13 protein-coding genes and 2 rRNA genes (1 of these 15 cut by a window edge) are annotated in these 21,046 nt (G+C 70.7%); 11 read left to right on the forward strand and 4 right to left on the reverse strand.

What is annotated here, in order from left to right:
- A 23S ribosomal RNA gene (locus tag O7607_RS18935) occupies positions 1 to 2,467 on the forward strand; it begins 643 nt to the left of the window's first position.
- Positions 2,468 to 2,542: 75 nt separating this feature from the next.
- Positions 2,543 to 2,659, forward strand: a 5S ribosomal RNA gene (gene rrf, locus O7607_RS18940).
- Between the two features lie 84 nt (positions 2,660 to 2,743).
- Here rrf and O7607_RS18945 read toward each other — a convergent pair.
- Positions 2,744 to 3,421, reverse strand: a complete 678-nt coding sequence (locus tag O7607_RS18945; RefSeq protein ID WP_269704547.1) for a hypothetical protein — start codon at positions 3,419 to 3,421, stop codon at positions 2,744 to 2,746.
- Between the two features lie 69 nt (positions 3,422 to 3,490).
- Between O7607_RS18945 and O7607_RS18950 the strand changes: the two genes are divergently transcribed.
- From O7607_RS18950 to O7607_RS18960, 3 genes are all read left to right on the forward strand, one after another.
- A complete protein-coding gene (locus O7607_RS18950) occupies positions 3,491 to 6,109 on the forward strand; it encodes a valine--tRNA ligase (RefSeq protein WP_269704548.1) in 2,619 nt (872 codons plus the stop codon).
- A gap of 68 nt (positions 6,110 to 6,177) precedes the next feature.
- Positions 6,178 to 7,449 carry a bifunctional folylpolyglutamate synthase/dihydrofolate synthase gene (locus O7607_RS18955; RefSeq protein WP_269707024.1) on the forward strand — a complete coding sequence of 424 codons (1,272 nt, stop codon included), beginning with the start codon at positions 6,178 to 6,180 and terminating at the stop codon, positions 7,447 to 7,449.
- Positions 7,446 to 7,835 (forward strand): DUF4233 domain-containing protein, encoded by a 390-nt coding sequence (locus O7607_RS18960; RefSeq protein WP_269704549.1) that lies wholly within the window; start codon positions 7,446 to 7,448, stop codon positions 7,833 to 7,835. The genes O7607_RS18955 and O7607_RS18960 overlap by 4 nt, the downstream gene beginning before the upstream one ends.
- 75 nt (positions 7,836 to 7,910) lie before the next feature.
- Here O7607_RS18960 and O7607_RS18965 read toward each other — a convergent pair whose 3' ends face one another.
- Positions 7,911 to 9,275 carry a VOC family protein gene (locus O7607_RS18965; RefSeq protein ID WP_269704550.1) on the reverse strand — a complete coding sequence of 455 codons (1,365 nt, stop codon included), beginning with the start codon at positions 9,273 to 9,275 and terminating at the stop codon, positions 7,911 to 7,913.
- Between the two features lie 145 nt (positions 9,276 to 9,420).
- Here O7607_RS18965 and ndk point away from each other — a divergent pair, with 145 nt between their 5' ends.
- Positions 9,421 to 9,846: a nucleoside-diphosphate kinase gene (ndk, locus tag O7607_RS18970; RefSeq protein WP_269704551.1), complete on the forward strand. Its 426-nt coding sequence runs from the start codon at positions 9,421 to 9,423 to the stop codon at positions 9,844 to 9,846.
- Positions 9,847 to 9,907: 61 nt separating this feature from the next.
- Here the strand turns inward: ndk and O7607_RS18975 are convergent, their stop codons facing one another.
- On the reverse strand, positions 9,908 to 10,348 hold the full coding sequence (locus O7607_RS18975; protein WP_269704552.1) for a carboxymuconolactone decarboxylase family protein: 441 nt from the start codon (positions 10,346 to 10,348) through the stop codon (positions 9,908 to 9,910).
- A 398-nt stretch (positions 10,349 to 10,746) separates the two neighbouring features.
- On the opposite strand from O7607_RS18975, the gene ileS reads away from it, so the two are divergent.
- A complete protein-coding gene (gene ileS, locus O7607_RS18980; protein WP_269704553.1) occupies positions 10,747 to 13,917 on the forward strand; it encodes an isoleucine--tRNA ligase in 3,171 nt (1,056 codons plus the stop codon).
- Between the two features lie 141 nt (positions 13,918 to 14,058).
- Complete coding sequence (locus tag O7607_RS18985; protein WP_269704554.1) at positions 14,059 to 14,766, forward strand: lysophospholipid acyltransferase family protein; 708 nt, start codon at positions 14,059 to 14,061, stop codon at positions 14,764 to 14,766.
- Positions 14,767 to 14,770: 4 nt separating this feature from the next.
- Here the strand turns inward: O7607_RS18985 and O7607_RS18990 are convergent, their stop codons facing one another.
- Entirely contained in the window at positions 14,771 to 16,732 is a 1,962-nt protein-coding gene (locus O7607_RS18990; protein ID WP_269704555.1) for a hypothetical protein, read from the reverse strand.
- A 205-nt stretch (positions 16,733 to 16,937) separates the two neighbouring features.
- Between O7607_RS18990 and O7607_RS18995 the strand changes: the two genes are divergently transcribed.
- From O7607_RS18995 to O7607_RS19005, 3 genes are all read left to right on the forward strand, one after another.
- Complete coding sequence (locus O7607_RS18995) at positions 16,938 to 18,923, forward strand: TIGR03960 family B12-binding radical SAM protein (protein ID WP_269704556.1); 1,986 nt, start codon at positions 16,938 to 16,940, stop codon at positions 18,921 to 18,923.
- 171 nt (positions 18,924 to 19,094) lie between these two features.
- Positions 19,095 to 19,532 carry a hypothetical protein gene (locus O7607_RS19000; protein WP_269704557.1) on the forward strand — a complete coding sequence of 146 codons (438 nt, stop codon included), beginning with the start codon at positions 19,095 to 19,097 and terminating at the stop codon, positions 19,530 to 19,532.
- A gap of 14 nt (positions 19,533 to 19,546) precedes the next feature.
- Entirely contained in the window at positions 19,547 to 21,037 is a 1,491-nt protein-coding gene (locus O7607_RS19005) for a hypothetical protein (protein ID WP_269704558.1), read from the forward strand.
- Positions 21,038 to 21,046: the final 9 nt, after the last annotated feature.

Consider the following 21,046-nt stretch of genomic DNA (forward strand, 5'->3'; position numbering starts at 1 on the left):
GTGCCTTTTGAAGAATGAGCCTGCGAGTTAGTGGCATGTGGCGAGGTTAACCCGTGTGGGGGAGCCGTAGCGAAAGCGAGTCTGAATAGGGCGTTTTTAGTCGCATGCTCTAGACCCGAAGCGGAGTGATCTAGCCATGGGCAGGCTGAAGCGCGGGTAAGACCGCGTGGAGGGCCGAACCCACCAACGTTGAAAAGTTGGGGGATGACCTGTGGTTAGGGGTGAAAGGCCAATCAAACTCCGTGATAGCTGGTTCTCCCCGAAATGCATTTAGGTGCAGCGTCGCGTGTTTCTTGCCGGAGGTAGAGCACTGGATGGTCTAGGGGGCCCACAAGCTTACCGAAATCAGCCAAACTCCGAATGCCGGTAAGTGAGAGCGCGGCAGTGAGACTGCGGGGGATAAGCTTCGTAGTCGAGAGGGAAACAGCCCAGATCACCAGCTAAGGCCCCTAAGCGTGTGCTAAGTGGAAAAGGATGTGGGGTCGCATAGACAACCAGGAGGTTGGCTTAGAAGCAGCCACCCTTTAAAGAGTGCGTAATAGCTCACTGGTCAAGTGGTTCCGCGCCGACAATGTAGCGGGGCTCAAGCACACCGCCGAAGCTGTGGCATTCACATTTCAACTTCGTGCCTCCTTGATGGGGTATGCAGGTGTGTGGATGGGTAGGGGAGCGTCGTGCCGGGGGTGAAGCAGCGGGGTGACCCAGTTGTGGACGCGGCACGAGTGAGAATGCAGGCATGAGTAGCGAAAGAAGGGTGAGAAACCCTTCCGCCGGATGACCAAGGGTTCCAGGGCCAGGCTAATCCGCCCTGGGTGAGTCGGGACCTAAGGCGAGGCCGAGAGGCGTAGTCGATGGACAACGGGTTGATATTCCCGTACCCGCGAAAGAGCGACCCTGACGAACCTCGTTGTGCTAACCACCCGAACTGCCGGCGGTCTTCGGACCAAAAGCGGGGAGCGTGGGAACCTGGCGGGTAGTAGTCAAGCGATGGGGTGACGCAGGAAGGTAGCTGAGCCCGGCCGGTGGTTGTGCCGGGGTAAGCGTGTAGGCCGTGCCGTAGGCAAATCCGCGGCGCATACAGGCTGAGACGTGATGCCGAGCCGATTCAGGTGAAGTCAGTGATCCTATGCTGCCGAGAAAAGCCTCTAGCGAGTTCTTAGCGGCCCGTACCCCAAACCGACACAGGTGGTCAGGTAGAGAATACCGAGGCGATCGGGCGAACTGTGGTTAAGGAACTCGGCAAATTGCCCCCGTAACTTAGGGAGAAGGGGGGCCGGAGACGTGAAGCCCCGCGCGGGTGGAGCGTTGTATGGCCGCAGAGAGCAGGGGGAAGCGACTGTTTACTAAAAACACAGGTCCATGCGAAGAAGTAATTCGATGTATATGGACTGACGCCTGCCCGGTGCTGGAACGTTAAGGGGACCTGTTAGCTCTTCGGGGCGAAGCGGAGAACTTAAGCGCCAGTAAACGGCGGTGGTAACTATAACCATCCTAAGGTAGCGAAATTCCTTGTCGGGTAAGTTCCGACCTGCACGAATGGCGTAACGACTTCCCCACTGTCTCAACCACAGGCCCGGCGAAATTGCATTACGAGTAAAGATGCTCGTTACGCGCGGCAGGACGGAAAGACCCCGGGACCTTTACTATAGCTTGACATTGGTATCTGAATTAGCTTGTGTAGGATAGGTGGGAGCCGGTGAAGTCCATACGCCAGTATGGGTGGAGGCAATCTTGAAATACCACTCTGGTTGATTTGGGTATCTAACTTCGGACCGTTATCCGGTTCAGGGACAGTGTCTGGTGGGTAGTTTAACTGGGGCGGTTGCCTCCTAAAGGGTAACGGAGGCGCCCAAAGGTTCCCTCAGCCTGGTTGGCAATCAGGTGTTGAGTGCAAGTGCACAAGGGAGCTTGACTGTGAGACTGACAGGTCGAGCAGGGACGAAAGTCGGGACTAGTGATCCGGCACTGGCATGTGGAAGCGGTGTCGCTCAACGGATAAAAGGTACCCCGGGGATAACAGGCTGATCTTCCCCAAGAGTCCATATCGACGGGATGGTTTGGCACCTCGATGTCGGCTCGTCGCATCCTGGGGCTGTAGCAGGTCCCAAGGGTTGGGCTGTTCGCCCATTAAAGCGGTACGCGAGCTGGGTTTAGAACGTCGTGAGACAGTTCGGTCCCTATCCGCCGTGCGCGTAGGATACTTGAGAAGGGCTGTCCCTAGTACGAGAGGACCGGGACGGACGAACCTCTGGTGTGCCAGTTGTCCCGCCAGGGGCACGGCTGGTTAGCTACGTTCGGAAGGGATAACCGCTGAAAGCATCTAAGCGGGAAGCTCGCTTCAAGATGAGGTATCCCACCCACATTGTGGGGTAAGGCCCCCAGCTAGACGACTGGGTTGATAGGCCGGAAATGTAAGCCCGGTAACGGGTTCAGTTGACCGGTACTAATAGGCCGAGGACTTGACTACCAAGCTGCTACGCGTCCACTGTGCAACTCTGAACAAACCACCACCCACCAGGGTTGGTTGACATGTTCATAGAGTTACGGCGGTCATGGCGGAGGGGAAACGCCCGGTAACATTCCGAACCCGGAAGCTAAGCCCTCCAGCGCCGATGGTACTGCACTCGGGAGGGTGTGGGAGAGTAGGACACCGCCGGACAACCTTTCAAACTCAGGGCCACCCCCAAACGGGGGTGGCCCTGAATTGCGTTTACGGGAAGCCGGCCCGAAGGCCGGCCCTCAATCAGCGGCTCTGAACCGACTCGCGGATCTCGCGGAACAGCGCCGCGGCGTTGTCGACCCGGCGGCCCGGGAACATGCCCATCACCACGCTGCCGTGGTCGGCCCACCCGCAGACCGCGAAGTCGCCGCCGTCGCCGCTTGTCGTACCGCACTTCATGACGCCGCCCAGGCGGCCCGCGTCCACCTCGCGCAGCCCCGCCACCCGGCCGGTCTCGTCGGCCATCAGCCCGAACAGGGTGTCCAGGTCGCGTTCGGGCTGCCAGAGCAGCGTGGTGCCGCCGAACAGCAGCACCGAGCGCTTGGCGTCCCCGCGGTCGGAGTAGACCGCGCCGTAGCCGCGGTCCAGCTCGATGTCGGCGGCCAGCCCGTCGCGCAGGTAGTCGGCGGTGCTGCGGGCCCGCTCACTGTCGTCCCGGACCAGCCCGGCCACCTCGGCCGGCTGGCCGAGCGTGGTGTCCTTCTGCTGGATCACCCGCCAGCCGCTCAGCCCGAGCGCACCGGCCCCGGCCAGGCCGACCGCCAGCAGGGCGGACAGAATGATCTTTCGGCGCCGGGAGACGGGACGGCGTTCGGGCTCCTGCGCGGGATCGCGGCGGCTCAGCTCGATCGGCTCATCGGTCAGCTCGACCGGATCGGAACCCCCGTCGACCGGGCGCTCGGTGAGGTGCGCGTCGGACATGACCGCCACCGTACGCGAATCACAGGTGGTGCACGTCGGGTCCCCGAAAGCGCTCCGTAGACTTTCAGGGTGACCGAGAGACTGGATGCCCGACGCCCCGACGCCCCGACCCTCGCCGGCCAGTACCAGCCCGGCGAGGTAGAGCAGCGACGGTACGAGCAGTGGGTAGCCGGCGGGCACTTCCGGGCGTCGGCAGACAGCGAGAAGCCGCCGTTCACCATCGTCATCCCGCCGCCGAACGTCACCGGCTCGCTGCACATGGGCCACGCGTTCGAGCACACGCTCATGGACGCGCTCACCCGGCGCAAGAAGATGCAGGGGTACGAGGCGCTCTGGCTGCCGGGCATGGACCACGCCGGTATCGCCACCCAGAACCTGGTCGAGCGGCAGCTCGCCGGTGAGGGGCTGTCCCGCCACGACCTCGGACGGGAGAAGTTCGTCGAGCGGGTCTGGCAGTGGAAGGCCGAGTCCGGCGGCGCGATCCTCGGCCAGATGCGCCGGCTCGGCGACGCCGTCGACTGGGACCGAGAGCGGTTCACCATGGACGAGGGCCTGTCCCGGGCCGTGCAGACCATGTTCAAGAAGCTCTTCGACGACGGGCTCATCTACCGGGCCAACCGGATCATCAACTGGTGCCCGCGCTGCCTCACCGCGCTGTCCGACATCGAGGTGGAGCACACCGACGACGAGGGCGAGCTCGTCTCGATCCGCTACGGCGACGAGGTCGTGGTGGCGACCACCCGGGCGGAGACCATGCTCGGTGACACCGCGGTGGCGGTGCACCCGGACGACGAGCGCTACCGGCACCTGATCGGCACCGAGGTGGAGCTGCCGCTCACCGACCGGCGGATCCCGATCGTCGCCGACGAGCACGTCGACCCGAGCTTCGGCACCGGCATGGTCAAGGTGACCCCGGCGCACGACCCGAACGACTTCGAGATCGGCCAGCGGCACGACCTGCCCTCACTGACGATCATGGACGAGCGCGGCGTCATCACCGCGCCCGGCCCGTTTGAGGGCCTGGACCGGTACGAGGCCCGCCCGGCCATCGTCGCGGCGCTGCGCGAGCAGGGCCGGATCGTCGCCGAGAAGCGGCCGTACCTGCACGCGGTGGGGCACTGCTCGCGGTGCAAGACGACCGTCGAGCCGCGGCTGTCGCTGCAGTGGTTCGTCAACACCGCCCCGCTCGCGAAGGCCGCCGGTGACGCGGTGCGCGACGGCCGGGTGAAGATCGAGCCGGCCGAGCTGGCCAAGCGCTACTTCGCCTGGGTCGACAACATGCACGACTGGTGCATCTCCCGCCAGCTGTGGTGGGGGCACCGCATCCCCGTCTGGTACGGCCCGGACGGCGAGATCGTCTGCGTCGGCCCGGACGAGAAGCCGCCGTCCGGCGAGGGCTGGCGGCAGGACGAGGACGTCCTGGACACCTGGTTCTCCAGCGGGCTGTGGCCGTTCTCCACGCTCGGCTGGCCCGAGCGTACCCCCGACCTGGCGAAGTTCTACCCGACGAGCGTGCTGGTCACCGGCTACGACATCCTGTTCTTCTGGGTCGCCCGGATGATGATGTTCGGCCTGTACGCGATGGACGGCGTGCAGCCGTTCGACGTGGTGGCGCTGCACGGCATGGTCCGCGACGAGCACGGCAAGAAGATGTCGAAGTCGTTCGGCAACGTGGTCGACCCGCTGGACTGGATCGACCGGTTCGGCGCCGACGCCACCCGGTTCACGCTGGCCCGGGGCGCCAACCCCGGGCAGGACGTGCCGGTCAGCGAGGAGTGGTGCCAGGGCTCCCGCAACTTCTGCAACAAGCTCTGGAACGCCACCCGGTTCGCGCTGCTCAACGGCGCGCACACCGACGGCCCGCTGCCGGACGCCGGCGACCTCTCCACCGTCGACAGGTGGATCCTGTCCCGGCTGGCGCACGTCACCGCCGAGGTCGACGAGCAGTTCGAGGCGTACGAGTTCGCGAAGGTCTGCGACCTGCTCTACCACTTCGCGTGGGACGACGTCTGCGACTGGTACGTGGAGCTGAGCAAGCCGGTGCTGGCCGAGGGCGGCCCCGCCGCCGACGCCACCCGCCGGGTGCTGGGCCACGTGCTGGACCAGCTCCTGCGGCTGCTGCACCCGGTCATCCCGTTCGTCACCGACGAGCTGTGGTCCGCGCTCAGCGGCGGCGAGACCGTACTGACGGCGTCCTGGCCGGTCGCCGACCGTACCCTGATCGACGACGCCGCGGAGGGCGAAGTCGGCACCCTGCAGCGGGTGGTGACCGAGGTCCGGCGGTTCCGGTCGGACCAGGGGCTGCGTCCCACCCAGCGGGTCGCCGCGCGCCTCGACGGCCTGGCCGGCGCGGGCATCGCGGCGCACGAGCCGCTGGTGCGCTCGCTCGCCCGGCTCGACGCACCCGGTGACGACTTCCAGGCCAGCGCCACGCTGGCCATGCCCGGTGAGGTGAGCGTCGCGCTCGACACCCGCGGCTCGATCGACGTGGCCGCCGAGCGGGCCCGGCTCACCAAGGACCGGGCGGCAGCCGAGAAGGAGGCCACCCAGGCGCGGGCGAAGCTGGACAACCCGGCGTTCGTCGGCAAGGCGCCCGAGCCGGTGGTGGCGAAGATCCGCGAACGGCTGGCGGTGGCCGAGGCGGACCTGGTCCGGATCGACGCCGCCCTGGAGGCGCTGCCCTCGTGAGCGACCGCACCGACCGCACCGCGTTCGCCGAGGTGGAGGCCGCGCTCAACGCGCGCGGCTTCACCCGGATGCACTTCGAGCTGGAGAAGATCGAAACCCTGCTCGACCTGCTGGGCAGCCCGCAGCGGGCGTACCCGTCGATCCACCTGACCGGCACCAACGGCAAGACCTCGACGGCCCGGATGATCGACTCGCTGCTGCGGGCGTTCGGGCTGCACACCGGCCGCTACACCAGCCCGCACCTGGAGACCGTCCGGGAGCGGATCAGCCTGGACGGCGAGCCGGTGGGCGAGGAGCGGTTCGTGTCCACGTACCGTGAGATCGCGCCGCTGGCCGAGCTGGTCGACCAGCGGTTCGCCGAGCCGCTGACGTACTTCGACATGACCACGGCGCTGGCGTTCGCCACGTTCGCCGACGCCCCCGTCGACGTGGCGGTGGTGGAGGTCGGGCTCGGCGGCGCGGAGGACGCGACGAACGTCATCCAGGCCGGCGTCGCCGTGATCACTCCGATCGGCCTGGACCACACCGAGTGGCTCGGCGACACGATCGAGGACATCGCGCTGCACAAGGCGGGCATCATCCACCCCGGCGCCACCGTCATCGCGGCGGCGCAGGAGGAGGAGGCGGCCCGTCCGATCCTGGAACGCTGCGCCGAGGTCAACGCCACTGTCGCGCGCGAGGGCGCCGAGTTCGGCGTGCTGCGCCGGGCGGTTGCGGTCGGCGGCCAGGTGCTGACCATCCAGGGCCTGGGCGGAGTGTACGAGGAGATCTTCATCCCGCTGCACGGCGCGCACCAGGCGCAGAACGCGGCGGTGGCGCTGGCCGCCGTGGAGGCGTTCCTCGGCGCCGGCGCCCGGCGGCAGCTCGACATCGAGGCGGTCCGCGAGGGCTTCGCCGCGACCAGTTCGCCGGGCCGGCTGGAGCGGGTGCGTAGCGCGCCGACAGTGCTGCTCGACGGCGCGCACAACCCGCACGGGATGGCCGCCACTGTCGCCGCGGTGCAGGAGGAGTTCGCGTTCAGCAAGCTCGTCGGCGTGCTGGCGGTGCTCGGCGACAAGGACGCGGCGAGCCTGCTCGAACTGCTCGAACCGGTGCTCGACTCGATCGTGGTCGCGGAGAACAGCTCGGCCCGGGCGATGCCTGTGGACGAGTTGGCCGAGCTGGCGCGGGAGATCTTCGGGCCGGAGCGGGTGCAGGTGGCCCGGGAGATGCCCGACGCCATCGAGGCGGCGGTGGCGGAGGCCGAGTCGGACGTACCGGGTGAGCTGTCCGGGGTGGGCGTGCTGGTCACCGGATCGGTGGTGACAGTGGCCGACGCCCGCCGGCTGCTCAAGCGATGACCGGCCCGCAGCCTCGCCCGACCGGCCCGGAGCCGGCGGGCGGTGAGCGCCGGTCCGGGCTGCGGAACCCGGACAAGGCGGTACGCGGACTCGGCGCCGGCACGATGGCGCTGGAGGCACTGGTGCTGCTGCTGGCGATCCAGCCGATCCGGGTGGTCGGCGGTGACCTGAGCGGCGCGGCGATCGGCGCGATCGTCGCGCTGGCGGTCGCCTGTGTGGTGCTCGCCGGCATGATGCGCCGCCCGTGGGCGTGGCACGCCGGCACCGCGATCCAGGGACTGCTCCTGCTCTCCGGGCTGCTGCACTGGTCGCTGTTCGCGCTCGGGGTGATGTTCGCGCTGGTGTGGGCGTACGCGCTGCACGTGCGGCGGGTGATCCTCGGCTGAGCGTCGTCGCTGCGGGCTGCGCGGTGTTAAGAGGGGCCCCTTCCTCTACCTGAGGCGTTAAGAAGGGGCCCTTCCTTACACCTGGGCGAGGGTGCGCCACTGCGTCAGCGCGACGCCGTGGCCGTCGGGGTCGCGGAAAGCAGCCGCCCACACCTCCAGCTTGGTGCCCCGGTTGACCACGCGCGGGGCGTACGTGAACCGGACGCCGGAGTCGCGCAGCCGCTCGTACGCGCCCTGGATGTCGTCGACCTCCAGGTTGACGTGCACCAGCCGGCGGCTGATCGGGGCGGCACCGGTCACCCGGCGCAGCACGAGCCGGGTCGGGCCGGAGGAGAGCACGGCGTTGCCCTCGCCCCGGTCCAGCTCGTCGAAGCCGAGTTCCCGGTAGAAGTCGAGGGACCGGTCCAGGTCGGTGACGAGCAGCGTGATGCCGACGCCGCTGATCGGGCTGGCCAGCTCGTCCGGTTCGGCCGCGCCGGACGGGCCGAAGATCGCCTCGTCCAGCTCCTCGGCCGTCGGCGGTACGTCGGAGCGCCGAGGCGCGTCCGACGGGTCGTCCAGCGCCAGGTCGATCGGGTCGGTCCCGGTGTCGGCCGGCCCCGATCCGGCCCGTGCGGTGTCGGCCGGCCCGGTGTCCGCCGGCCCGGGGTCGACGAGCACGGTCTGGACCGGCACCGTGTCCACCGGCTCCTCGGCCGGCGAGCGGGGCGCCGGGGCACGGCGGGGGAGCGGGCCGGGGCCGGCCGCCCGGTCGGTCCGTTCGACGAGCTGTCCCTCGAGCACCACCGGGCCGCCGGGGCTCTGGTGCAGCACCACCGGCTCGCGTTCCTCGGCGCGGGGCGGCACGTCGTCCAGGTACGGGTCCGGCGCGGGCGGGTGGTCGTCGCGGAAGTCGTCCTCCGGCGCGCGCCCGGCCCACGGCGGCGCCTCCTGCGCGATCAGCGGCTCGTCCAGCGGGTCCGGCTCGGCGGCGTACTCGGGCGGCAGGTCGGCGACCGCGGCGGCGCTCTCGGCGTGCGTGGGCACCTCGTCCCAGAGCACGCGTACGTGCCGCTGGTCGTCCAGCGCCACCCGGACCGGCAGCGCCTGGCCCAGCGAGGGCCACTTGGCGACCGGCACCCGAGGCTCGATGATCTTCTTGGAGCGGGGCGGCAGCCCCGGCGCGTCGATGACCAGTTGCAGCTCGCACCGGCCGAACGCGTACTGGGTGGGTGGTTCGGAGGCGCTGTGCACGTGCCCCAGGCCGATCACCCAGGTGCGGCCGCCGCCGCGTACCGTGGCCAGGGCGATCGCCAGCACCAGCAGCGCCACGCCGAGGGCCACGATGGCCCAGCTGGTCATACCGAGCCCGAACACGGTCACGAAGGTGGCGACGGTGCCGAGCACCGCCCCGATCAGTTTGCGTACCGGCGCGATCGTGCGGTTCCCGCCATTCGCCACAGTGGACCTCCCAGGGGTTCCAGGGCCAGGCTAGGCCGCCGCGGCGGGCCAGGGAAGACGCAGCCGCCGCACCGGCGCCGGGACCGGGTCGCTACGCTGACCGTACCCAGCCGAACCCCGTTTGAGTGCGCAGGAGGAACCCAGCGTGTCCAGCAGCAGCCCGGACGAGCGGACGCTCGTACTGATCAAGCCCGACGCGGTGCGCCGCGGTCTGGTGGGCGAGATCCTGTCCCGTTTCGAGCGCAAGGGCCTGCGGATCGACGCGATGGTGAGCCGGACCATGGACGGCGACTTCGCCGACCAGCACTACGCCGAGCACGTCGAGAAGCCGTTCTACCCGCCGCTGAAGACGTTCATGACCAGTGGCCCGCTGGTGGCGCTGGTGCTCTCCGGCGATCAGGTGATCGAGGTGGTGCGCGCGATGATCGGCAGCACCGACGGCCGCAAGGCCGCCGCCGGCACCATCCGCGGTGACCTGTCGCTGTCGAACCGGGAGAACCTGGTGCACGCCTCCGACTCGGCGGACAGCGCCAAGCGCGAGATCGCGCTCTGGTTCCCCGAGCTGGCCTGACCGATACGCCGACGGCCCCGGCCCGCGCCTTCGCGGGACCGGGGCCGTCGTGTGTCGGCTGTCAGACCGACGCCGGCGGCTGCGTCTGAGAGGTCACCGCGACCCGGTTCCACACGTTGATGGTGGCGATCGCCACCACCAGGTCGGCCAGCTCCTTCTCCGACCACACCTTCGCCGCGGCGTCCCAGACGTCGTCCGGCACGCCGTGCTCGCCGAGGCGGGTCACCGCGTCGGTGAGGGCCAGCGCGGCCCGCTCCCGCTCGTCGAAGAACGGCGCCTCCCGCCACGCCGCGACCGCGAACAGCCGGCGGCTGTCCTCCCCGGCCCCCAGCGCCTCCCGGCTGTGCATGTCCACGCAGAACGCGCAGCCGTTGAGCATCGACGCCCGCAGCTTCACCAGCTCCAGCACGGTGTGGTCCACGTTCGTCCGGACGTACTTCTCCAGGCCCAGCACGGCCTGGTACGCCTCGGGTGCCACCGCTGCCATGTCCATCCGGCTCATCGCCGCCTCCTTGAGGTTCGGGTACGCGGACAGGACGGGACACGGCGGGTGCGGTGTGACGGCACGGCGGTGTGACGGTGGTCATGACCGGGTCAACCTCATGATCGCCGGGGCGGGCGATACTCGGCGGCGCCGGGGGCGGGGGGTCGAGTACGCTTGAGCGCACAGGCGACGACCCGGCCATCACCGGTGAGCCTCCGGAAGAACGGCCGGGTCACCGGCTCAGTAGAACCGGACGGGACGGCCCGTCACAGCCGGCCAACGAGCGGGCGGTCGCACCTCGACCGCCAAGCGGGGTGGTACCGCGGGCCACGCCCGGGCGCCGGTCACGGCGTACCGGATTCGGCTCGTCCTCGCAGACCACGGACGAGTGAGCTGCTGAGGGAGAGCGACAGGCGATGGCCTATCCGTTGCACGACCCGACCGGCGCCGGTGTCCCGGCGAGCCCGGACCTGCCCGCGGTCGAGCGCCGGGTGCTGGAGCACTGGACGGCCGACAAGACCTTCGAGGCGTCGGTGGAGGCCCGCGACGCGGGCCGGAACGGCGAGAACGAGTACGTCTTCTACGACGGCCCGCCGTTCGCCAACGGCCTGCCGCACTACGGCCACCTGTTCACCGGCTACGTCAAGGACGTGGTGCCGCGCTACCAGACCATGCGCGGGCGGCACGTCGAGCGCCGGTTCGGCTGGGACTGCCACGGCCTGCCCGCCGAGGTGGTGGCCGAGAAGCAGCTCGGCATCACCACGAAGGCGGAGATCCTCGACCTCGGCGTGGCCCGGTTCAACGACGCCTGCCGCACGTCGGTGCTGGAGTTCACCCACGACTGGGAGCGGTACGTCACCCGGCAGGCCCGCTGGGTCGACTTCGCCAACGACTACAAGACGCTCGACCTGGACTACATGGAAAGCGTCATGTGGGCCTTCAAGACCCTGCACGACAAGGGCCTGGTCTACGAGGGCTTCCGGGTGCTCGCGTACTGCTGGCGGTGCGAGACGCCGCTGTCGAACACCGAGACCCGGATGGACGACGTCTACCGGGACCGGCACGACCCGACGCTCACCGTCTGGTTCGAGCTGACCGCTGACGAGAACGCGCCGGAGCCGCTGCGCGGGCCGGTCAAGCTCGGCGTCTGGACGACAACGCCGTGGACGCTGCCGTCGAACCTGGCGCTCGCCGTCGGCCCCGACATCGAGTACGCCGTGCTGGAACACCGGGGTTCCCCCGACAGCGAGCGCAGTGGTGAGCGCTACGTCGTCGGCGCCGCGCGCCTCGGCGCGTACGCCAAGGAGCTGGAGGGGTACGAGCAGGTCGGCACCGTGTACGGCCGCGACCTGGTCGGACGCCGCTACACACCGCTCTACGACTTCCTGGTCGAGCCGGCCGGCCCGAACGCCTACCAGGTGCTCGGCGCGGACTTCGTCACCACCGAGGACGGCACCGGGATCGTCCACCTGGCGCCCGCCTTCGGTGAGGACGACCAGAACACCTGCAACGCCGCCGGCATCCCCACCGTCGTGACCGTGGACGACCACACCCGGTTCACCGCGCTGGTGCCGCCGTACCAGGGCGAGCAGGTCTTCGACGTGAACAAGCCGGTGATCCGGGAGCTGAAGGAGCGGGGGGTGGTGCTGCGCCAGGACACCTACACCCACTCCTACCCGCACTGCTGGCGCTGCGACACCCCGCTGGTCTACAAGGCGGTGTCGTCGTGGTTCGTGGCGGTGACCAAGTTCAAGGACCGGATGGTCGAGCTGAACCAGCAGATCAACTGGACGCCCGGCCACATCAAGGACGGCTCGTTCGGCAAGTGGCTGGCGAACGCCCGGGACTGGTCGATCAGCCGCAACCGGTTCTGGGGCTCGCCGATCCCGGTGTGGAAGTCCGACGACCCGAACTACCCGCGGGTGGACGTCTACGGTTCGCTGGAGCAGATCGAGCGGGACTTCGGCGTACGCCTGACCGACCTGCACCGGCCGGCGGTGGACGACCTGGTCCGCCCCAACCCGGACGACCCGACGGGCAAGTCGATGATGCGCCGGGTGCCGGAGGTGCTGGACTGCTGGTTCGAGTCCGGCTCGATGCCGTTCGCCCAGGTGCACTACCCGTTCTCCAACCGCGAGTGGTTCGAGCACCACTACCCGGGTGACTTCATCGTCGAGTACATCGGGCAGACCCGCGGCTGGTTCTACACCATGCACGTGCTGGCCACCGCGCTGTTCGACAGGCCGGCGTTCCGCAACTGCCTGAGCCACGGCATCCTGCTCGGCTCGGACGGACGCAAGATGTCCAAGAGCCTGCGCAACTACCCGGACGTCTACCACGTGTTCGACTCCTACGGGTCGGACGCGATGCGGTGGATGCTGATGTCCTCGCCGGTGCTGCGCGGCGGCGACATGGCGGTCACCGAGTCGGGCATCCGGGACGCGGTGCGCCAGGTGCTGCTGCCGCTGTGGAACGTCTGGTACTTCTTCTCGCTGTACGCCAACGCCGACGGCTACACCGCGCGTCGGCGTACCGACTCGGCGAACGTGCTCGACCGGTACGTGCTGGCGAAGACCAACGAGCTGGTGGCGACCGTCGGCGCGCAGATGGACGCGTACGACATCTCCGGTGCGTGCGCCACCGTGCGGTCCTACCTGGACGCGCTCACCAACTGGTACGTGCGCCGGTCCCGGGACCGGTTCTGGGCCGGGGACGCGGACGCGTTCGACACGCTCTCGACGGTTCTGGAGACGCTGTGCCGGGTGGTGGCGCCGCTGGCGCCGCTGACCGCGGAGGAGATCTGGCGCGGGCTGACCGGCGAGCGGTCGGTGCACCTGACCGACTGGCCGGACGCGGCCGAGTTCCCGGCCGACCACGAGCTGGTCTCCGCGATGGACAACGTCCGGGCGGTCGCCTCGGCGGCGCTGTCGCTGCGCAAGGCCAAGGGCCTGCGGGTGCGGCTGCCGCTGGCGAAGCTGACCGTGGCGTCGCCCGTCGCGGACCAGCTGCGGCCCTTCGCCGACCTGGTCGCCGACGAGGTGAACGTCAAGGAGGTCGTGCTCACCGACGAGGTGTCCGCGTACTGCCAGCAGGTGCTCACCGTGGTGCCGCGGGCGCTCGGCCCGCGCGTCGGCAAGGCCGTCCAGCAGGTGATCAAGGCGGTCAAGGCGGGGGAGTGGGAGCTGCGCGACGGCGCCCCGGTCGCCGCCGGGGTCACGCTGGCCGAGGGCGAGTACGAGCTGCGCCTGGTCGCCGCCGACGCCGAGCACTCCGCGCCGCTGCCAGGCGGTGAGGGAGTGGTCGTGCTGGACACCGAGGTCACGCCGGAACTGGCGGCCGAAGGGCTGGCCCGGGACGTGGTCCGGGTCGTGCAGCAGGCCCGCCGCGAGGCCGACCTGGACGTCTCCGACCGGATCACGGTGGCCGTCTCCGCGTCCGAGGAGGTGCGCGCGGCGGTCGCCGCGTACACCGGGTTCGTGGCCCGGGAGGTGCTCGCCGACAGCATCGACTTCGCCGAGGGCCTCGACGGCTTCGCCGGCGAGGCCGGCGAGGGCGAGCGCGTGACCGTGACGGTCCGCAAGGTGTGAGCGGACCGGGCCCTCCTGCACCCCCTCGGGTGGAGGAGGGCCCGGCCCCAGCGAGTGGACTGCGGGCCACCCGCTCGGTGGCGGACGGCCGCGTCCGCTACCGTGACAGCGCCTGTTTCACGTACGACCGCCGGAGGACCCGTGCCCCTGCTCTACACCATCGGCAAGCTCACCGTGGCGCCCGCGCTCCGGTTGGCCTTCCGTCCGCACGTGGAGGGTTTGGAGCACATCCCGGCGACCGGTGGCGCGATCTTCGCCAGCAACCATCTCTCCGTCGCCGACGAGCTGCTCCTCGGCACCGTGGTGCCCCGTCACCTGGCGTTCTGGGCCAAGTCGGAGTACTTCAAGGGCACCGGGGTCAAGGGCGGCTTCTCCAAGTTCGTGCTCACCGGGCTGGGCGCCATCCCGGTCGAGCGGGCCGGCGGCCGGGCGGCGCTGACCGCGTTCGACGCGGCGATCCCGGTGCTCAAGGCCGGTGACCTGGTAGCCGTCTACCCGGAGGGCACCCGCTCCCCGGACGGGCGGCTCTACCGCGGGCGTACCGGCACCGTCCGGCTGGCGATCGCCGCGAATGTGCCGATCATCCCGGTCGGCGTGACCGGCACCGACAAGGCCCAGCCGATCGGCACGCGGATCCCGCGACCGGGCCGCGCCAAGATCACCATAAAGTTCGGCAAGCCGCTGGACTTCACCGGCCGTCCCGACGACCGCACGTCGCTGCGCGCGATGACCGACGAGATGATGGCCGAGATCCAGAAGCTCAGCGGCCAGGAGTACGTCCCGCGCTACGCCCCGAAGCGCGCCGACCAGGCCACCGGCGACCAGGCCGGCGGCGAGCAGACCGCCTGAGCGGTCACGACTTCGGCACCACCACGCGCTTGCGCAGGTCGTTCAGCAGCCGCCCGCTGTCGTCCACCGACAGCCGGGTGAACACGCCCGTGGTGAGGCTGCCGTGGTCGGCCGATACGCAGACCACCACCGAGTCACCGTCCGCCCGGCCGACCGCGCAGCGTTCGTGGCGTCCCCGTACGCCGGTGTCCACCACCACCGACTCCTGCAGGGCGTAGTCCCCGGCGAGGCGCTCGAGTTCCGACTTGGCGTCCGACTCCGGGTTGAACCGCAGCCCGGTGCTGCCGAACAGCGTCACCCGCTTGCCGTCGCTCGTGCTGTAGATGCCGGCGAACGTGTCCTCGGCCAGCAGGTTCGACTCGCGTACCCGGGACTTCAGCTCCTCGGCGGCGGCCCGGCTGGTGTCGTCCTGGCGCAGCCGCATCGAGTCGATCTGGTCCGGGAGGGTGGCGCTGGCCGGGTACTGGCTGGAGATCGGCTGGAACCACCAGAGCGGGAGACCGCAGCAGCAGGCGACGGAGAGCAGCAGCACCCAGGGCCAGCGACGCCGGCGGCGGGTCCACTTGGGCGGCTGCTGCCAGCCCGGCGGCGGCGCGACCGGCGGCCCGGCCTTGCCCCGGCGCTGCTTCGGCGGCCGTCCGGGCTTCGCCGGCGGCGCGACGGGCGCCGCCGGTGGCAGGGGACGCGCGGCCGGCAGGCCGGGATGGTGCGGCGGCGAGACCGGCCGGGCCGGTCCGGGGTACGGCGGGCTGGGCGGCGGTGAGACCGGCCGGGCCGGTCCGGGGTACGGCGGGCTGGGCGGCGGTGAGACCGGCCGGGCGGCGGGCGGCGCGGCATGGGCCGGTGGTGCCGACTGCGGCGCGGGTTGGGCCGGGTGGGCCGCCGGTGGCGCCGGGTGGGCCGGATGGGGGTTCCCCGGCGTGGCCCAGGGCGCGGTGTAGGGCAGCGTCGGCGTCAGCGGCGGCAGTTCGGGCGCGTGCAGCTCCCAGCCGGTGGTGTCGACCCCTGCCCACGGGTCGACAGGTGTGGCCTCTTCCGGCGACGCGTGCGGCGGCACCGGCGTGGGCTCGGCGGACTCGCCCCAGGCAGGCCGGCGCGGCGGCGGTGGCGGTACGGCGGCGGAACCGCTCCAGCGGGGCGCGGACGCCTCGACCCGGGTCGGATCCGGGGTGTTCTCCACGCGGGTCGGGTCCGGCGTGTTCGCGGCCCGCGCGGAGACCGGGGCGTTCTCGACCTTGGTGGGGTCCAGAGTATTCGCGGGCCGGGGCGGCTGCGGCGCGACGTCGATCCGGGTCGGATCCGGCGGGCGCCCGGTCCGGGGCGTGGGGACGGGCGTGGTGCGGCCGGGAACCGCCGCGGATCCCCGGGCCCGGGTGACAGATACGGGCGGGGTGGCGTCGACGCCGTCCGGCGCTCCGGCGTCGACGGTCGGAGCCTCGTCGCCGGTGGGCGCGTCGGCCGGCATTCCGGCGTCGTCGGTGGGGGCGTCGGCGGCCGTCGCGCTCGCGTGGGCGTCGGCCGTGCCGGTGGGGACGGTGGCGTCGTCGGCCGGTGGGTGCGGGCTCGCGTCGTCGAGCGGGGCGGTGCCGGCCGGGTCCGCCGGTGCCGGTCCGGCTCGTCGGTCTCGCGGTGCCGGTTCAGCCTGGTCGTCCCGCAGAGCCTGCTCGGCCGGTTCGTCCAGCCGAGCGGGTTCGGCCTGTTCCGACTGCTCGTCCGGCGCGACGTCGGACGGCCGGCGGTGGGGCGTACCGTCGTGCGGCCCGCTCTCGGCGGCGCCGGACGGCTGGTCGGCCGGCACCCCGTCGGAGGTCCGGTCGTCGGTGGCGGCCTCCGGCGTGCCGGACGGGGACGCCGGAGCCGAGGCGCCGGTGGCGTCCTCGGTGTCGGCGGCGGTCGGCGGCTCGGTGACGGACGGCCTCTCGGCCCCGTCGGCCGGCCGGTCCGCCCCCGGCTGCGGCTGCGGCATCGCGGCTATCTCCTCTCGCGCCCGTTGCGAGGTTAGTACCGCCCCGCCACCCAGGACGAATTCGCCCGCTCCCCGGCCCCACTCCGGTGATCAAGGAGTTCGTGTCCGTCGGGAGCGCCGGAGAGCGCACAAACTCCTTGATCAACCCGGCGGACACGGGCGCGGGCGCGGGGGAGGGCGGGGGCACCGCGTACGCTTGGGCATCATGAGTGCCCCGTCCACGACCCCGCGTCCTGCCGCCGCCAACTCGGTCTGGCCCCGGCTGGAGCCGTTGCTGCCGCAGGTGACCAAGCCCATCCAGTACGTGGGTGGAGAACTCGGCGCGGTGGTCAAGGACTGGGACGCCGCGACCGTCCGGTGGGCGCTGATGTATCCGGACGCGTACGAGGTGGGCCTGCCCAACCAGGGCGTGCAGATCCTGTACGAGGTGCTCAACGAGCTGCCCGACGTGCTGGCCGAGCGGACGTACGCGGTCTGGCCGGACCTGGAGAAGCTGATGCGCGCCCACGGCGTGCCGCAGTTCACCGTCGACGCCCACCGTCCGGTGCGTGACTTCGACGTGTTCGGCGTCTCGTTCTCCACCGAGCTGGGCTACACCAACCTGCTCACCGCGATCGACCTGGCCGGCATCCCGATGCTCGCCGCCGACCGCACCGACGCCGACCCGGTGATCGTGGCCGGCGGGCACGCCGCGTTCAACCCGGAGCCGATCGCCGACTTCGTCGACGCCGCGGTGCTCGGCGACGGCGAGGAGGCGGTGCTCGAGATCACCGCCATCGTGCGGGAGTGGAAGGCCGAGGGCTCCCCGGGCGGCCGGGACGAACTGCTGCTGCGGCTGGCCCGCACCGAGAGCGTCTACGTGCCGCGCTTCTACGACGTCGACTACCTGCCCGACGGCCGGATCCAGCGGGTCGTGCCGAACCGCCCGGACGTGCCGTTCCGGGTGCACAAGCGCACGACCATGGACCTGGACGCCTGGCCGTACCCGAAGAAGCCCCTGGTCCCGCTCGCCGAGACGGTGCACGAGCGGTACGCGGTGGAGATCTTCCGGGGCTGCACCCGGGGCTGCCGGTTCTGCCAGGCCGGCATGATCACCCGCCCGGTGCGGGAGCGTTCGATCACCACCGTCGGCCAGATGGTCAAGGAAGGACTGGAGTTCTCCGGCTTCCACGAGGTGGGCCTGCTGTCGCTGTCGTCGGCCGACCACTCGGAGATCGGCGACATGTGCTCCGGCCTGGCCGAGCAGTACGCGGGCACGAACGTCTCGCTGTCGCTGCCCTCGACCCGGGTGGACGCGTTCAACATCGACCTGGCCCAGGAACTGTCCCGCAACGGGCGCCGGACCGGTCTGACCTTCGCCCCCGAGGGCGGGTCGGAGCGGATCCGCAAGGTGATCAACAAGATGGTGTCGAAGGAAGACCTCATCCGCACCGTGGTCACCGCGTACTCCAACGGCTGGCGCCAGGTGAAGCTCTACTTCATGTGCGGCCTGCCCACCGAGACCGACGAGGACGTCCTGGAGATCGCCGACATGGCGCACGAGGTGATCCGGGCCGGCCGCGCGGCCACCGGGTCCAAGGACATCCGCTGCACGGTCTCCATCGGCGGGTTCGTGCCGAAGCCGCACACCCCGTTCCAGTGGGCCTCGATGGAGCGGCCGGAGGTCATCGACGGCCGGCTCAAGCTGCTCAAGCAGGCCATCAACAGCGACCGGTCGCTCGGCCGGGCGATCGGCTTCCGCTACCACGACGGTGAGCCGTCGCTGATCGAGGGCCTGCTGTCGCGGGGCGACCGCCGGGTCGGCGCGGTGATCCGCAAGGTCTGGGAGAACGGCGGCCGGTTCGACGGCTGGAGCGAGCACTTCTCGTACCAGCGCTGGGTCGACGCCGCCGCCGAGGTCCTGCCGGCGTACGGCGTGGACCTCGACTGGTACACCACCCGCGAGCGCGAGGAGCTGGAGGTCCTGCCCTGGGACCACCTCGACTCCGGCCTGGACAAGGACTGGCTCTGGCAGGACTGGCAGGACTCGCTGTCGGAGTACGAGCAGGACGACTGCCGCTGGACGCCCTGCTTCGACTGCGGCGTCTGCCCGTCCATGGACACCGAGATCCAGATCGGCCCGACCGGCCGCAAGCTGCTGCCGCTCACCCCGGTCAACGGGCTGAAGCTGCCCGCAGCCGCCCAGGGCTGAGGCCGCCGACACCACCACGGAGCGCGGGAACCCGACCGGGTTCCCGCGCTCCGTGGTCTTTTCCCGGTGACCGGCGCGGTACGCGGGGTGGGGGTGCCCCGACTGGTCCTTCCTCGATACGCTGCGTCCGTAATGGACCGGCCGGGGCCGGCAGCGGGGAGGACAGGCAGCATGGGCATCAATCCGCCGGACACCGGCGATCTGCACGTCAGCGTCGAGGACCTGGATGCGGCGGCCGAGTACATCGAGCGCCTCAAGCAGTACGTCGAGGACACCATCTCCTGGGAGATGGAACGCATCAAGGAGAACATGAAGGGCGACAGCAACAGCCCGCAGATCGTCTCGAACGGCACCCCGTTCGGCGCGTTCGCCGACGCCCGGTTGCAGTGGCAGGCGCTGGAGCGCTCCACGGCCAACATGGAGGCGCACCTCAAGGGCCTCTCCGCCAAGCTGGCCGGCCTGAAGAAGGGCACCGAGGACATCGCCAAGGCGTTCCGTGACGCCGAGGAGCGCAACGCCGCGAACGGCAAGGACATCGAGCGGCTGCTGGAGTCCGCTGCTCCGCCGCCCGGTGGCGCCGAGCCGCCCACCTACCCGTACACGGCCTGAGAGAGGAGACGGTCATGGCTGGAGCCACCTGGGAACGCTGTGTCCGCGAGGTGACGCTGTCGGCGGATCCGTACACCGTCGGCCTGGTCGGCTCGGGGTGGAGCAACCTCTCCACCGCTCTCGGCCACCTGCGCGACTCCCTCGTCGGCCGGTCGTTCGTCGGCCCGATCGCGGCCGGTCAGGAGCGTCCGCACACCGGCGGCCTGCCCGGGATGCTCGCCGGCTGGAAGGGCAGCGGCGGCGACGCGTACCGCGAGCACCTGTCCGAGATCGGCAAGGACATCGAGGAACTCATCACGCACGCCAGCAACGTCGGCGGCGCGCTGTCGCGGATCGAGGGCGACATCCGCAAGACGGTGGCGAGCATCCCGATCCCGCTGATGGACAACTTCGGCTGGAACGAGTGGAGCCTGCCCGGCGGCACCGAGCTGGACGACGCACGCGACGGTGAGAGCCAGTCCGGCTTCCTCGCCGCCTTGCGCAGCGACTACCAGGGCAACCAGGCGTTGTACGCCGACGGCGCGTTCCGCGACAAGGCCGACGACCTGGAAGCCACCATGAAGATCGACGGCAACGCCAGCGACCAGAAGCGTGGCGGCTGGTGGGACACCAAGTCGCACCTCGACAACTGGTACAACGACAACCAGAAGGCGGCCAACGCGGCGATGGCGCCGTTGCCGGCCGCGGTGGAGGCCGAGCGCCCCAAGCTGGCCGTACCCCAGCACAAGGGCGACTTCGGCGACGGCTACCGGGGCGACCCGCGCGTTCCCCCGACCGGCGTACCCGGTGGTGGCCTGCCCGGCGGCGGCGCACCCGGCGGCGGCATGCCGGGCGGCGGCATGCCCGGCGGCGGTGGCGGCCCGATGCCGTCCATCGGCAGCACCGGCATCGGTGGCGGCACGCCCGGTGGCGGTTCGTACACGCCGCCGCCCGGCGCGCCCGGCGGCGGCATCCCCGGCGGCGGCTCCTACACCCCGCCGACCACCGGCGGCCCGCCCGAACTCGGTGGCGCCCCCGGCTCGGGCACCCCGGAGTACGGCAGTGGTCTGGCCGGCGCGGGCGGGCCCGGCACGATCACCGCAGGCGGGCCGAGCACCCTCGGTCTGGGCGGCGGTGGCGCGGGTGCACTGAGCGCCGGTGGTGGCGGCGTCGGCGGCGGTGGCGCCGGCCTGGGTTCGGCCGGTGGGATCGGCGGCGGCGGGATCGGCGCGGCCGGCGGCATGGCCATGGGCGGCCTGCCCGGCATGGTCGGCGGCGGTAACGGCAAGGTCCCGCCACTGACCAGCGCGGCCAGCGCGTTGAAGGCCGCGGCCGGGGCGGGACCGGGCGGCGCGGCCGGTGCGCGTGGCGGGATGGCCGGCGCCGGGATGATGGGCGGCGGGATGATGGGCGGCCACGGCGGCGCCGGCCACGGCGGCGACGCGGCAGGGCACTCGTCATGGTTGACTGAGGACGACGATCCGTGGGGCGCCGGTGACGGTGCGTCCCCGGGCATCCTGCGATGAGGACAGACG

The organism is Micromonospora sp. WMMA1949, from assembly GCF_027460145.1.
In the GTDB taxonomy this organism is placed as follows: Bacteria; Actinomycetota; Actinomycetes; order Mycobacteriales; family Micromonosporaceae; genus Micromonospora.